This is a genomic window from Ensifer sp. R1-3 (genome assembly GCF_056739175.1).
In genome coordinates this window covers 583,051-595,904 of record NZ_CP096517.1, presented here as the reverse complement: position 1 = coordinate 595,904, position 12,854 = coordinate 583,051, and the positions used below count along the sequence as shown (strand labels likewise).

The 12,854-nt window shown below is 60.3% G+C and carries 13 protein-coding genes; 6 read left to right on the top strand and 7 right to left on the bottom strand.

What is annotated here, in order from left to right; all coding sequences use genetic code 11:
* Positions 1-92: 92 nt before the first annotated feature.
* Genes M1D43_RS27845 through M1D43_RS27830 form a run of 4 tightly spaced genes read left to right on the top strand, consistent with a single transcriptional unit; the run spans position 93 to position 3,890 of the window.
* Complete coding sequence (locus M1D43_RS27845; RefSeq protein WP_010967714.1) at positions 93-980, top strand: sugar phosphate isomerase/epimerase family protein; 888 nt, start codon at positions 93-95, stop codon at positions 978-980.
* Positions 981-1,028: 48 nt separating this feature from the next.
* Positions 1,029-2,198 (top strand): mandelate racemase/muconate lactonizing enzyme family protein, encoded by a 1,170-nt coding sequence (locus tag M1D43_RS27840; protein ID WP_013845481.1) that lies wholly within the window; start codon positions 1,029-1,031, stop codon positions 2,196-2,198.
* A gap of 2 nt (positions 2,199-2,200) precedes the next feature.
* Positions 2,201-2,893: a FadR/GntR family transcriptional regulator gene (locus M1D43_RS27835; protein WP_017264147.1), complete on the top strand. Its 693-nt coding sequence runs from the start codon at positions 2,201-2,203 to the stop codon at positions 2,891-2,893.
* Positions 2,894-2,918: 25 nt separating this feature from the next.
* Complete coding sequence (locus M1D43_RS27830; RefSeq protein ID WP_017264148.1) at positions 2,919-3,890, top strand: 2-hydroxyacid dehydrogenase; 972 nt, start codon at positions 2,919-2,921, stop codon at positions 3,888-3,890.
* Positions 3,891-3,999: 109 nt separating this feature from the next.
* Here M1D43_RS27830 and M1D43_RS27825 read toward each other — a convergent pair whose 3' ends face one another.
* The 7 genes from M1D43_RS27825 to M1D43_RS27795 all read right to left on the bottom strand — a co-directional run bounded on the left by M1D43_RS27825 (position 4,000) and on the right by M1D43_RS27795 (position 10,688).
* Positions 4,000-5,076, bottom strand: coding sequence for an ABC transporter ATP-binding protein (locus M1D43_RS27825; protein ID WP_498814792.1), 1,077 nt, complete (start codon positions 5,074-5,076; stop codon positions 4,000-4,002).
* Positions 5,076-6,185 carry an ABC transporter ATP-binding protein gene (locus M1D43_RS27820; RefSeq protein ID WP_017264149.1) on the bottom strand — a complete coding sequence of 370 codons (1,110 nt, stop codon included), beginning with the start codon at positions 6,183-6,185 and terminating at the stop codon, positions 5,076-5,078. Before M1D43_RS27820 ends, M1D43_RS27825 begins: the two co-directional genes overlap by 1 nt.
* Positions 6,182-6,385: a hypothetical protein gene (locus tag M1D43_RS27815; RefSeq protein ID WP_003526763.1), complete on the bottom strand. Its 204-nt coding sequence runs from the start codon at positions 6,383-6,385 to the stop codon at positions 6,182-6,184. The genes M1D43_RS27820 and M1D43_RS27815 overlap by 4 nt, the downstream gene beginning before the upstream one ends.
* A complete protein-coding gene (locus tag M1D43_RS27810; protein WP_003526762.1) occupies positions 6,382-7,341 on the bottom strand; it encodes a carbohydrate ABC transporter permease in 960 nt (319 codons plus the stop codon). Before M1D43_RS27810 ends, M1D43_RS27815 begins: the two co-directional genes overlap by 4 nt.
* Position 7,342: 1 nt before the next feature.
* Positions 7,343-8,248: a carbohydrate ABC transporter permease gene (locus tag M1D43_RS27805; protein ID WP_003526755.1), complete on the bottom strand. Its 906-nt coding sequence runs from the start codon at positions 8,246-8,248 to the stop codon at positions 7,343-7,345.
* 135 nt (positions 8,249-8,383) lie between these two features.
* On the bottom strand, positions 8,384-9,691 hold the full coding sequence (locus M1D43_RS27800) for an ABC transporter substrate-binding protein (RefSeq protein ID WP_498814790.1): 1,308 nt from the start codon (positions 9,689-9,691) through the stop codon (positions 8,384-8,386).
* A 355-nt stretch (positions 9,692-10,046) separates the two neighbouring features.
* A complete protein-coding gene (locus tag M1D43_RS27795) occupies positions 10,047-10,688 on the bottom strand; it encodes a TetR/AcrR family transcriptional regulator (RefSeq protein ID WP_017264152.1) in 642 nt (213 codons plus the stop codon).
* Between the two features lie 104 nt (positions 10,689-10,792).
* On the opposite strand from M1D43_RS27795, the gene M1D43_RS27790 reads away from it, so the two are divergent.
* Both M1D43_RS27790 and M1D43_RS27785 read left to right on the top strand, forming a co-directional pair.
* On the top strand, positions 10,793-11,989 hold the full coding sequence (locus M1D43_RS27790) for a Tm-1-like ATP-binding domain-containing protein (protein ID WP_088196221.1): 1,197 nt from the start codon (positions 10,793-10,795) through the stop codon (positions 11,987-11,989).
* An 11-nt stretch (positions 11,990-12,000) separates the two neighbouring features.
* On the top strand, positions 12,001-12,843 hold the full coding sequence (locus M1D43_RS27785; RefSeq protein WP_498814788.1) for a phosphoenolpyruvate hydrolase family protein: 843 nt from the start codon (positions 12,001-12,003) through the stop codon (positions 12,841-12,843).
* Positions 12,844-12,854 lie beyond the last annotated feature (11 nt).

The window sequence follows — 12,854 nt, the reverse complement described above, 5'->3', positions numbered from 1 at the left end:
TTGGCCAAACCAGAATAGGTTCGGTCGGAGTGGAGGAGATGCTCCGGCACCCTCGAGTGCCGCGGCAGCTACGATAGTTTGGGAGGACGTTTATGCACCTTTCGACGCACAACTGGATGCGGGCGGAGCCTCTCGCCGTCACGCTGAAACGCATCAAGAAGTACGGCTACGAGAGCATCGAGATTTCAGGCGAGCCGGCCCAGTACGACATCAAGGACACCCGCGCACTGCTCAAAGAACACGGCATTCGCTGCTGGGGAGCGGTAACGCTAACGCTCGGTGAGCGCAACCTCGCAGCCAAGGATGAGAGCCAGCGAGCAAAGTCGGTGGACTACGTCAAGAGTGTTATAACGATGGTCAGTGAGCTCGAAGGCGAGATCGTCACCCTTGTACCTGCGACCGTCGGCAAGGTTGTTCCGGATGGCACCGAGGAGGAGGAATGGCAGTGGGTCGTGGATGCGACGAAGGAGTGCTTCGCCCACGCCCGGGAAAAGGGCGTCCGGCTGGCGATTGAACCGCTGAACCGGTTCGAGACTTATCTCTTCAACCGTGCTGCCCAAGCGCTCGCGCTAGCCGATGCAGTTGATCCCGATTGCGGCGTTTGCCTCGATGCTTTTCATCTCAACATCGAGGAGGAGGACATATATGACGCCATCAGGCTTGCCGGAAACCGGCTTTTCGATTTCCATGTGGCGGACAACAACCGCTTTGCGGCGGGCCTCGGTCATCTCGACTGGCCGAAGATCGTCGCCACGTTGAAAGAGATCGGATACGACGGCGCGCTCACCAATGAGTTCGTGGCTCCGGTAGACCGCACGCCGGCGGCGAAATACCCCGATATGGTCGAGCGCAACCCGGTCGATATCCCGCCGGAGCAGCTCAAATTCATCCAGGACCACGGATCGAGCCTACTGACCGAGAAATTCTACGATGACCAGATGCGGATCACCGCAGAGACGATCCTGCCGCTGATCAAGTGAGGACGGAGCATGCCCTGCGGCCTTCGTGCTGCGAGGTTGGGAGGCGAAATGCGTATCAAGACCGTCCAAGCCTGGTGGGTTCGAATACCTATCGCAGCCAATCGGCAGCATCAAAGCGATTTCGGTCGCCTGACAACCTTCGACGCGGCGATCCTGCGCATAGAAACAGATGACGGGATCGTGGGGTGGGGTGAGGGCAAGAATGCTGCGGGTAGTGCGGGTTCTTACGGCACGCTCGTGCACATGCTCAACTATGAGGTAGGGCCGAGGCTCGTCGGTCGCGATGCCGCTGATATCTCCGCCGTCTGGGAGATGCTCTACAATGGCGTGCGCCACGAAAAGGCGGCGATGTCGGGTCATGCTATGCCGGAGCTCTCACGCCGGGGCCTCTCGATTGCCGCTATCAGTGCTGTGGACATCGCGTTGTGGGACATCCTTGGCAAATCGCTGGGCGTGCCGGTATGGAAGCTGCTCGGCGGGCGTAAGGCGGATCGGCTGCCTGCTTATGCTTCGGGCGGGTGGGAGAGTGCCGAAAAGATCGGCGGCCAACTGCAGTCCTACCTTGCCAGTGGCGGTTTCAAGGCGGTCAAGATGAGGGTCGGCGCGATGGACGGCGCGCCGTATGTCTCGGCCGCCCGCGTGCGTGCTGCCCGCAAGGCGCTGGGCCCCTCGGTGGATATCATGGTCGATGCGCATGGCACCTACACGGTTGCCGACGCGAAACGTTTCATCCAGCTCGTCCGGGATTGCGATCTTGCCTGGTTCGAGGAGCCGGTGATCGCAGACGATAAGGCCGGCATGGCGGAAGTGCGCGCCGCTGGAAACGTGCCGATCGCCACCGGCGAGAGCGAGGCCACTCGCTTCGCTTTCCGCGACCTTGCGGTGCTGCGCTCAGCCGATATTTTCCAGCCTGATCCGGCGTTCTGCGGCGGCATTACGGAGGCCATGCGCATCGGTGCGATCGCCAGTGCCTTCAACCTCCGTCTTGCACCGCATTTGTGGGCCGGTGCGCCGTGTTTCTTCTCTGGCCTGCACATCTGCGCGGCCTCCCCGGCAAGCTTCGTCGTCGAATACTCGGTCGGCGCGAACCCGATGATTCACGACCTCGTCGAGGAAACTGTCGCCGTTAAGGACGGGATGCTAGAGATTCCCGATAAACCAGGCTTGGGATTTACGATAAATGAGCGCGTCCTGGAGACTCATGCGCAAAGACTTTAATTATGAAAGAAAACAATCTGCTTTCGGATCTGGCGGCCCATCTATTTTCGACTTCGAGCGGCAGTGGGCGAACACCCTCGGAGCGGGAGCTCGCCGAGCACTTCGCCGTCAGCCGGGGACAGGTCCGGGAGGCTCTGGCAATCCTGGAGGCCATGCGCATTGTGGAGCGCCGGCCGAAGTCGGGTATCTATCTGACGACGACGGAGGCGAGTGTTGAGGCTATAGCACTCTTCGCGCGCGCTGGCGTACCACTGGACCCGATCGTGATCTACGAGACGGTAGAACTCCGCAAGATCCACGAAATCAAGGCTGCGGAGCTCGCCTGCGCACGGGCGACGGAAGAGAACTACGAACGGCTGCGCGAAATTCTCGCCGCTTCCGAGACGAAGATTGCTGCGGGCGAGGGCCTCGCGCGCGAGGACAGGGACTTTCATCTGGAGATCGTGCGGGCGACGAAGAACAGCGTGTTCCACCGGATCTGCAGCGTCTATTACACCATGGGCGAACAGCGACTGCCTATCTACTTCGCTGATATCGCCCGCAGCCGCCGCTCGCATGAAGAACATATCCGTATCTATGAGGCGCTGCTCGCACGCGACGGCAATCTCGCACAGGCTTTGATGAACGCGCATCTTCAGGGCGCGGAAAGCTACTGGAAGGGTCTCATCGGCGGGCCTGCAACAGCCGCGGAGTAGTCCCCGGTCGGCAATGAGGAGGCCGATGAGTTTCATTTTCTCGACCCACCGCCTGCACCCCGATGCCGAAGCTATGCTGAAGGCGGGTGATCTCCGCGTCGCGTCCGCCCCGGATCCCGAAACGTTGCTTCGTGAAGGTGAGGGTGCGGAGATTGTCATCGTGCGCGCTCCGATACCGCCCGCCTTCTTCGGAAATGTACCGGCCCTGCGCGCCGTAGTCCGGCACGGTGCGGGGCTCGACATGATTCCCTATGACGCGGCCACGGCCGCCGGTGTGCTTATCGCCAACGTGCCGGCGGTCAACGCACCGACCGTTGCGGAGCATGTATTCATGGTGACGCTTGCGTTGCTGCGACAGTTCCGTCCTATGGACCGCGATCTCAGAAACATGGGTTGGAGTGCTGGGCGAGCCCACTCCGACCGAGCACTTGATCTCGCCGGCCGGATCATGGGTGTCATCGGCATGGGCAATGTTGGAAAGGCGGTCTTCCGGATCGCGAAGTACGGGTTCCAGCTGGAGATCGTTGCGAACAGCCGCTCGCCGGAAAGCCTGCCGGACGGTGTCCGGTTTCTCTCAGTCGACGACTTGGTGTCGACGGCGGATATCGTCGTTCTCTGTTGCCCGCTCACGCCCAAGACGACCGGGCTTTTAAGCCGCGAGCGAATTGCGCGCATGAAGCCGGGCGCGATCCTCGTTAACGTGTCGCGCGGTCCGGTCGTGGACGATGCTGCCTTGATCGAGGCGCTAGAGAGGGGGCGTATCGGCGGCGCTGCCCTTGACGTGTTCTCTACACAGCCCCTGCCGCCCGAGCATCCCTACTTCCGGCAGGACAATGTGATTGTGACGCCTCATCTCGCCGGCATCACCGAGGAAAGCATGATGCGCATGGGAAAAGGAGCTGCGGCCGAAGCGATCCGCGTCATGGAAGGGGGATTGCCCGTTAATCTCCGCAACCCTGAGGTCGTCGAACACTACAGGCGGCGGTTCCCTCGATAGGGCTTCGCCCGTTCCGGGTGGACGCGTCATGGTGGCCATGTGAATGACGGGCAAACGGGCGGAAAGGCACGACCAGGACTGAATCGGTTTTTTTGCCGTCAATGACGCCTCAGCCAGCATGGCGCAGGCTCATCCCGCTTCCGCCGTCGAAGAGCACGACTTTTTCCGGATTCCAGGAGAAGCGAACACACTCCTCGATCTCGAGGTCGGTCTGAGCTGGCACCGTCGCCTGCAAGAAATGGTTACCTGTACGGAGCGTGACGATCTTCTCGACGCCATGGTTCTCGACGTCGTGTACGCGGGCCTCACCTGGTGCGCCGCTTTCGAGAAAGAGATCCTCAGGGCGAATACCGAAGGTAAGTGGCCGTCCGTCAAGCCCAGCGCCGAGGGCGGCGTCAAAGGGCAAGCGGTAGCCTTCGTCCGCGATAGCCTCGCTGGCCCCGAGCTTGCCGGAGATCAGGTTCATTGGCGGCGATCCGACCGCACGTGCAACGAAGGTGTTGACTGGATAGCGATAGATCTCCTGTGGGGTGCCTGTCTGAACAAGCTGGCCGTTGTTGAGTACGCCGATCTTGTCGCCCATTGACATGGCTTCGATCTGATCGTGGGTGACGAAGAGGAAGGTCGCGCCGAGATTCATCTGAAGGTTCTTGAGTTCAGTGCGCAGCGCCTCCCGGAGTTTGGCGTCGAGGGCGGAAAGGGGCTCGTCCATCAAAAAGAGGCGCGGCTTGCGCACGATGGCTCGGCCGATGGACACGCGCTGCATCTCGCCCCCCGAAAGGCGGTCCGTCTTGCGGTCGAGTAGATGCTCGATGCGGAGCGTCCTCGCGACACGCGCGACACGCTCCTTGATCTCGGCCGGTTCGACACGCCGGATGCGAGATTTCAGCGGGAATTCGAGATTCTCGCGGACGGTATAGCGCGGATAGAGCGAATACTGCTGCAGCACAAGTGCCACGTCGCGCTCGGCGGCGCCCCAGTCGGCAACATCCTCACCGTCGATGAAGATCTGTCCGCCCGTCGGCTTTTCGAGCCCGGCAATCAGCCTGAGGGTCGTCGTCTTGCCGGCGCCCGTCTCGCCGAGCAGCACGAAAAACTCTCCGTCGGCAATTTCAAAACTGAGATCCCTCAGGGCGGTGTGGGTTCCGAAGGTCTTGGTGATGCCTTTGAGTTCGATATGCGCCATCAGAGCCTGATCCCGAAAGATGTGCCAGTCGAGCTGTCGAAGAAATGCGCCTGAGCCGGATCTATTCGAGCCCAGACGGCCTCGCCGGGCCGGGGTACGAAACCACTTTTTGTCCGCGCGCGCAGCATCTGGTCGCCAACCTTCAGGTCTATGATGTCATGCGAGCCGAGCGGTTCGATGATATGGGCCTCGACGGGCACGAAGCCCTCACGTGCTTCCCTGGACACGAGAACCCCTTCAGGTCGTACGCCGAGGGTGAGATTACCGCTTTGAGCCCCAGCGACAGCGAGCTGGGCCGTGAGATTCGATGGAAAATCGAAGGAAGTTGGAGCACCTCGGACCACGACGCGCGCATGCCCGGCGTCCTCGGAAACCGTCACGTCAGACATGTTCATGACCGGACTCCCGACAAACTGCGCGACGAACATGTTGGCAGGACGAGCGTAGACCTCATGAGGGCTGCCGACTTGCTGCAGCACACCTTCGTGCATGACGACAATGCGGTCGGCGAGGGACATCGCTTCGACCTGGTCATGGGTTACGTAGATCGTTGTCGAGCCCTGTTTGATGTGAAGTCGCTTGATTTCAGCGCGCATCTCTTCGCGGAGCTTCGCGTCAAGCGCGCCGATCGGCTCATCCATGAGCATCGCCTTCGGACGCCGGACGAGTGCCCGACCAATCGCCACGCGCTGCATGTCGCCGCCGGAAAGAGCGGAGGGTTTTTTGACGAGGAGGTGGGTGATCTGGAGCGTTTTTGCAACCGCCTGAACCTCGCGCTCGATATCCGCACGGTTGCCGCGTGTGGCGCGGAGCGGGAAAGCGATATTCTCGAACACCGTCATGTGCGGGTAGAGGGAGAAGGACTGGAATACAAAGGCGATGTCTCGGTGCGCCGCCTTTATGTGCTGCACCGGCTGACTGTCTATGAGGATGTCGCCTTCATCGATCGTTTCGAGCCCGGCGATCGCACGTAGAGTGGTCGTCTTGCCGCAGCCGGACTGGCCAAGCAGAACAATGAACTCGTTGTCGGCGATGGTGAGATTGAGGTCCTTGATCACCTGAACGGCACCAAAGTGCTTCTCAATCCCGCGTAATTCAATTTGCGTCATGGGTTCCTGCCTTCGTCAGCTTTCTGTTCCGGCGGAACCTTCGACGTGATCATGAAGGCAATCAGCCCAACTAACGTCATCGTCAATCCATAGCGATGAAGGAACAGGTTCCATGGCTGGCACAGGGCGATGATCCCAAATATCATCAGAAGCTGCGCGCCTGGCGCGAGATACTTCTGGTTTATCGCACGAAACGTCATTTGCGAATCGCTCCGAAGCTCATGCCGCGCAGGAGATGGTTCCTGAGCAGGAAGGTGAAGATTGCGACCGGTAGCAGGAACAGGAAGGTACCTGCAGCGATGACCGTCCAATCGGGTAGGCCAGAACCGACCTGGCTTGGGATGAAGGGCGGTGCCGTTTGCGCGCGCCGGTTCGTCATAATCAGCGCGAAAGCATATTCATTCCACGCTGTAATGAAGCAAAACACGGCGGTCGCGGCGATCCCTGTGGCGGCCTCCGGCAACACAATCTTGAAGAAGGCTTCCAAGCGCGTGTAGCCGTCTACGAGCGCCGCTTCCTCATACTCCTTCGGAATCTCGTCGATGAAGCCCTTCATCAGCCAGACCGAGAAGGATAGATTGAAGGCGGTGTAGAGGATTATAAGACCCCAGTGAGTGTCGTTCAGCCCGACAGCCCGGTACATTAGGAACATAGGGATAGCCACGACCACGGGCGGCAGCATGCGTGTCGATAAAATGAAGAACAACAGGTCCGCTTCGCCTTTCACTTTGAAACGCGAGAAGCCGTAGGCCGTGAAGGTGCCCATGGCGACGGCGAGCACTGTAGAGGTGATCGCCACGATGAGCGAATTCATGAAGCGATTGGGATAGCCGGATAACTGCACCTGACCGCGTCCGGAACGCACGACCTTTTCACCCCCGTCGAAGACCAGCCGTTCCCACCAGGGAGCGGCGGCATAGTCTTCGGGCTCAGGTGCTGACCGCAACTGAGAGCGCTTGGTGAAGAGCTTGACGAAAGGCGAGATCTCCGGCTCGAAGATAACCGTCGGGGGGATGGTCGTTGCGAGGTTGCGCGGTTTGAAGGCCGTTGACGTGATCCAATAGATCGGTGCGAGGAACAGCAGCGTGATTACGAGCACTGCGGCGATCGCTAGCCGGTTCAGCGCGCGCTCGGAGCGAGTTTGGACGGCCGCCATCTCAGCGCTCCTTCACCCTGTTGAGGTATTTGACGTAAATGTTGGTGATCGCGAGCACCATGATCAGCACTATGTAGGCGAGTGCGCAGGACCGCCCGGTCTGCCATTCCTGAAACGCCATCTTGTAGAGGCGGATCGAGATCACCTCTGTGGTCGGTTGGCTCGTGAGAATGTAGGCGAGATCGAAAGTCTTGAAAGCCTCCATCGTGCGAAAGATGATCGCGATCATGAGTATCGGCGCAACGAGCGGCAGAGTGATACGGAAGAACGTGTAGAACGGTCCCGCTCGGTCGATGGCAGCCGCCTCGTAAAGGTGCCTCGGTACGGCGGAGAGGCCTGCGAGCGAGAGCAGCATCACGAATGGTGACCACATCCAGATGTCGGTAATGGCGACAGCGTAAAGTGCCATTTCGGGATTCGCCAGCCACTCGAAAGAGCCGAGGCCGAGCGCGTAGTTGATGATGCCGAAGGAAGGATCGTAGAGCAGCTTCCAGAAGAGCCCGACCACCGCCATCGACAGCATCATCGGCAGCAGAAGCAGTGTCGTGATGAGACCCTTGAACGGAATTTCACGGTTGAGCAGCATCGCCGTGCCGAAACCGACGACAACCTGACCGGTAACCGACACGATCACGTATTTCGCCGTAATGGCGAAGTTCGCCCAGATGAAGGGGTCGTTTAACAGTTCCCGGTAGTTCTGCAGGCCGACGAAGGTGGCCGGCGCGTTCGTCGAAGCACGAAAGTCGGTGAAAGAATAGCCGAGCGAGTAGATCAACGGGAAGATGTTGAAGACGATCAGGAACAGGATCGTCGGAATAATGAAAAGATTGCGAATTTTGATGTCGCTCAAGCCGCGCGAAGCCGCGCGTGACTTCGAATCCAACGATGTCATAACCACGGTGGCCAATGTGCTCCTCCTCCCAGAGCCCGACGCCGGGCGCACTTGCGCCATGTGTTGCCCGCGCGTCGCCGCGTCCGAGCCTGTCCGGTGCCAAGTTGAAGAACGGGAGGGAGCCGGGCACCCTCCCGTAGTGTCTTAGCGTTATTGGCGACCGTACTTCTTGAAGGTCGCGTTCCAGTCCTTGGCGAGAGCGTCGAGCGCCTCCTTTGCTGTACCCTGGCCGGCCGTCACATAGGGATAAATGCGTTGGTTCATCTGGATCAGCAGCTCGGCATATTCCGGCGTTGCCCAGAAGTCCTTTACTCTGAACATGGTCTCGTAGAAGGCCTTGTTGTAGGGCGTCGCGTTTTGGAACTCTTCGGACTCCAACACCTTGGCGCTTGCCGTGTAACCGCCGAGCTCGGCCCAGCGCTTCTGTGTCTCGTCCTTGACGAACCACTCAAGGAATTTCATCGCCTCTTCCTTGTTTTCCGAATAGGAGACGATGGAGATGCCTTGGCCGCCGAGCGCGGCGTACTGGTCGCCCTCGGGGCCGGCCGGATTGGCAAAGAAGCCGGTGACCTTCGCGTTTGGGTTTGATGCTTCATTGACCAGCGCCGGGAAGAAGGCGAAGTAGTTCATGCTCATCGCCGCCAGATTTTCAGTGATGGCCTGGTTGTTCTCAACGAAGAAGGACTTGGCCCATCCAGGAGGCGTAAAACCGTAAAGCTCGCGGTAGGCTTCCAGAGCCTTGACGTTCTTCTCCGAGTTGATGATCCCATCGACCTTGTAAGTGCTGTAGTCTCCGAGTTCTCCTCCAAAAGAGAAGATGGCGTTCTCCACGCCCATAACGAGGCCGTCGTAGGAGTTGTCGGTGTAGATCGCGATGCCGTAGCGTTTCTGGTCCGGACGATGGAAGAACTCGGCGATGTCGCGCAACTGCTTCCAGTCCTTGGGCGGAGCGAGATCATAGCCATACTTCGCCTTGAAGGCTTCCATCTCCGTAGGGTCCTCGAACCAATCCTTGCGGTATGACCACCCGACAGCGTCGCCCTCGGCAGGGATCGACCAGTACTTGCCGGAGTTCGCAGGATACTCCGAGTAGTACTTCACCGTAGCAGGAGCCATCACCTCGTTTAGCTTGTGCTGGTTGAAGAACTCGGTGAGGTCGACGTAGTGGCCGGCCTCAGATGCGGCGCCGATCCACTGTGAGTCGCCGACGACCATGTCATAGGCCGAGCCTTTGGCGTTAAATTCGGTAAAGGCCTTCGTTTGAAAGTCCGCCCATGGAGTCGTTTCGACCGTGACTTTCACGCCGGTATCGGCCTCGTATTCGTTTACAAGCTCCTGGAGATAATTGGCCGGGTCCCATTCGGCCCAGAAAATCGTCAGTTCTTGTGATTGTGCGGACGTCCCGCAGGCGATCATAAAGCTGATACCGGCCAACAGCCCGGCCACTGTCTTGCGCATAATTTTTCCTCCCCTTTTGTGCATCCCGCCCGCTTTACAACGGCGGTCCGTCTGTCAAATCCTCCTGATTGGCGCTTCTGCGGCGGGTCCTCCTCCGACCCATTGCGGCTTGGGACAGATATCAGGCCCAAACGAACGCAGCACCAATCTGGTAGTACCAAAGCCAACGAGCGTCAAGATTACTGTTCGTCGCCATCTGCCGCAGATCACCGTTCATAACGCTGGATTCTCCTACGGAATTGAACCTGTATACTTTACCTCAGCTCAAGCAGGAAAGAGCTGTCGCTAAGTCGTTATGCACGCGCATCATCTAAATTGGTCAAACCAGTTCCTATGCGGGCGGGAGTGCGCGAGATCATGCCGCGGTTTGCGCATCCCGGACCGCCGCCTCGACCAAGGCTGCTGCCGCCCATTCTGCAACGGCTTGCGCGCGTTCGGCCGAGAGGCCCCAAATATCCTTGAGCACGACCAGCACCTCGACACCGAAGACAAGCGAGAGCGCCTGAGCCAGCTGCTCGCGGGCCTCAGCCGACACCTTGCCCTCGAGTGGCACGGTGACTTGTCGAAGGAGTTCGACGCGGTGCCCTCGCGTGAGCTGTGGTTCGTTGCCGAGCGTACCTGCCTGGCGCTGCGCCCACTGGTCGAGCGAGAGCTTCAGCGCAGCCTTGAACGTCGCCTCGAACTCATCGATGCGCGGCATGGCGGTCGCGAGCAGATCGCCAACGCGGGTGAGCGCATCGGGCGCTTCGGATCTCCAGTCGAGGATCGGGCCGAGCGCCTCGTGCACCACCGCATGAACCAGCGCCGCCTGGCTCGGAAAGTATCGGTAGGCGGTGGCGCGCGAAACTTCAGCGGCTTCCGCGACCTCACTCACCGAGGGGGTTATACCGGACTGCATCAACCGCGTGGCGGTATCCAACATGAGTTTGCGTGTGCGGGCTCGGGGACCGCGTTCGGCGGGTGCGGAGGATTCGCTATGTTGACGTGAGACATCCATGTCTTTACGATACGCGCATCTCATATTTTTGCAAGTGCCGGCAATCGGGCGGCATGAGGCGGCTTTTCAAGGCAGAGGAGGGCCAGGGCCGCCGGGGAGGAGAGATGAAGCGTATCTACGTCGTTGGCACGGCCGACACGAAGGGGGAGGAACTCGTTTATCTTGCGTCCTGCGTTGAGGCAGCGGGCGGCCGGCCCGTTTTGGTCGATGTCGGCACGCGTCGCCCCACGGTTCTGGTCGACATCTCCGCCGAAACCGTGGCCGCGGTGCATCCGGGGGGCGCCGCCGCGGTGCTTTCCGGCAACGATCGGGGAACAGCGATCGCTGCCATGGGCGAGGCCTTCGCAAGGTTCCTGCCCGCCCGGGACGACGTCGCCGGCGTGGTGGGCATGGGTGGCGGCGGCGGGACGTCGATTATCACCGCCGGCATGCGCAGGCTGCCGCTCGGGCTACCGAAGGTCATGGTCTCGACGCTCGCGTCGGGCGACGTGGGACCTTATGTTGACGTCTCAGACATCATCATGATGCCGTCGGTTACCGACATGGCCGGGCTCAACCGCGTGAGCCGCGTGATACTAAAAAACGCGGCCGAGGCGACTACCGCCATGGCGAACAGGCCTGCGGAGGAAACAGCCTCGAAGCCCGCTCTCGGCCTGACCATGTTTGGCGTGACGACGCCCTGTGTGACTGCCATCGTTGAACGACTGAAGGCCGACCATGACTGTTTGGTTTTCCACGCCACAGGCACCGGCGGACGAGCAATGGAGAAGCTTGCAGACAGCGGGCTTCTATCGGGTGTGCTCGATATCACGACGACGGAGGTGTGCGATCTTCTCTTCGGCGGCGTGCTGCCGGCCACCGAGGATCGTTTCGGCGCAATTGCGCGCACCGATTTGCCTTATGTCGGCTCCGTCGGGGCTTTGGATATGGTCAATTTCTGGGCGCCAGAGACAGTACCGGAGCGATATTCCGGCCGGCTCTTGTATCGCCACAACCCCAACGTCACGCTCATGCGCACGACTCCGGAGGAATGCGCCGCGATCGGAAGGTGGATTGGCGCAAAGCTGAACCTCTGCAGCGGACCTCTCCGGTTCCTGATCCCGGAGCGAGGCGTGTCGGCGCTGGATATCGAGGGCGGCGCCTTCTTCGATCCTGCGGCGGATGCGGCGCTCTTCGAAGCATTGGAGACCACCGTCAATAGAAGTGACCGGCGCCGCATCGAACGCCTTCCGCTCCACATCAACGATCCGCAGTTCGCCGAGGCCGCAGTCGCCGCCTATCGAGACATTGCCAACCCCTGAAAGAGAAACCGATGCCACTAATCCCCCGCAAGACCATTCTTGAAAAGTTCCACGGCATGATCAGCGCCGGCAAGCCGATCATCGGAGGTGGGGCCGGCACGGGAATTTCGGCCAAGGCCGAGGAGGCGGGCGGCATCGACCTCATTATCATCTATAACTCCGGCCGTTACCGAATGGCGGGCCGCGGCTCGGCGGCCGGTCTGCTCGCCTATGGAAATGCCAATGAAATCGTGAAGGAAATGGCCTTAGAGGTGCTGCCGGTCGTGACGGCTACACCGGTACTCGCCGGCGTCAATGGCACCGACCCATTCATTCTCATGCCCCAGTTTCTCGCGGAACTGAAGGCCATGGGCTTTTCCGGCGTACAGAACTTCCCCACCATCGGCCTCTTCGATGGACGGATGCGGCGGGGGTTCGAGGAGACCGGGATGGGCTATGGTCTCGAGGTGGACATGGTCGCCGAGGCCCACCGGCTCGACCTCCTGACGACACCCTATGTCTTTAACGAGGAAGAAGCGATCGCGATGACGAAGGCGGGTGCAGACATCGTCGTCGCTCATATGGGCGTTACCACGGGAGGCGCGATCGGCGCCACTTCCGCGATCTCGCTCGACGACTGCGTGAGCGAAATCGACGCGATCGCGGCGGCCGCGCGCTCGGTCCGCAAGGACGTCATTGTGCTCTGCCACGGGGGGCCGATTTCGATGCCGGAGGATGCACGGTACATCCTGGATCGTTGCCCAGGCTGCAATGGTTTTTATGGCGCGAGTTCAATGGAACGCCTGCCTGCCGAGGTGGCGATCCGCAGGCAGACGGAAGAGTTCAAGGCGCTTGCCATCAGTACTGTGGTCTGAAGCGAGCAAGA

Coding starts and splice junctions, on each gene's coding strand:
- M1D43_RS27835 (WP_017264147.1), top strand. CDS start 2,201: ATGAAAGAAAACAATCTGCTTTCGGATCTGGCGGCCCATCTATTTTCG.
- M1D43_RS27845 (WP_010967714.1), top strand. CDS start 93: ATGCACCTTTCGACGCACAACTGGATGCGGGCGGAGCCTCTCGCCGTC.
- M1D43_RS27820 (WP_017264149.1), bottom strand. CDS start 6,185: ATGACGCAAATTGAATTACGCGGGATTGAGAAGCACTTTGGTGCCGTT.
- M1D43_RS27800 (WP_498814790.1), bottom strand. CDS start 9,691: ATGCGCAAGACAGTGGCCGGGCTGTTGGCCGGTATCAGCTTTATGATC.
- M1D43_RS27840 (WP_013845481.1), top strand. CDS start 1,029: ATGCGTATCAAGACCGTCCAAGCCTGGTGGGTTCGAATACCTATCGCA.
- M1D43_RS27785 (WP_498814788.1), top strand. CDS start 12,001: ATGCCACTAATCCCCCGCAAGACCATTCTTGAAAAGTTCCACGGCATG.
- M1D43_RS27810 (WP_003526762.1), bottom strand. CDS start 7,341: ATGGCGGCCGTCCAAACTCGCTCCGAGCGCGCGCTGAACCGGCTAGCG.
- M1D43_RS27815 (WP_003526763.1), bottom strand. CDS start 6,385: ATGACGTTTCGTGCGATAAACCAGAAGTATCTCGCGCCAGGCGCGCAG.
- M1D43_RS27830 (WP_017264148.1), top strand. CDS start 2,919: ATGAGTTTCATTTTCTCGACCCACCGCCTGCACCCCGATGCCGAAGCT.
- M1D43_RS27795 (WP_017264152.1), bottom strand. CDS start 10,688: ATGGATGTCTCACGTCAACATAGCGAATCCTCCGCACCCGCCGAACGC.
- M1D43_RS27790 (WP_088196221.1), top strand. CDS start 10,793: ATGAAGCGTATCTACGTCGTTGGCACGGCCGACACGAAGGGGGAGGAA.
- M1D43_RS27825 (WP_498814792.1), bottom strand. CDS start 5,076: ATGGCGCATATCGAACTCAAAGGCATCACCAAGACCTTCGGAACCCAC.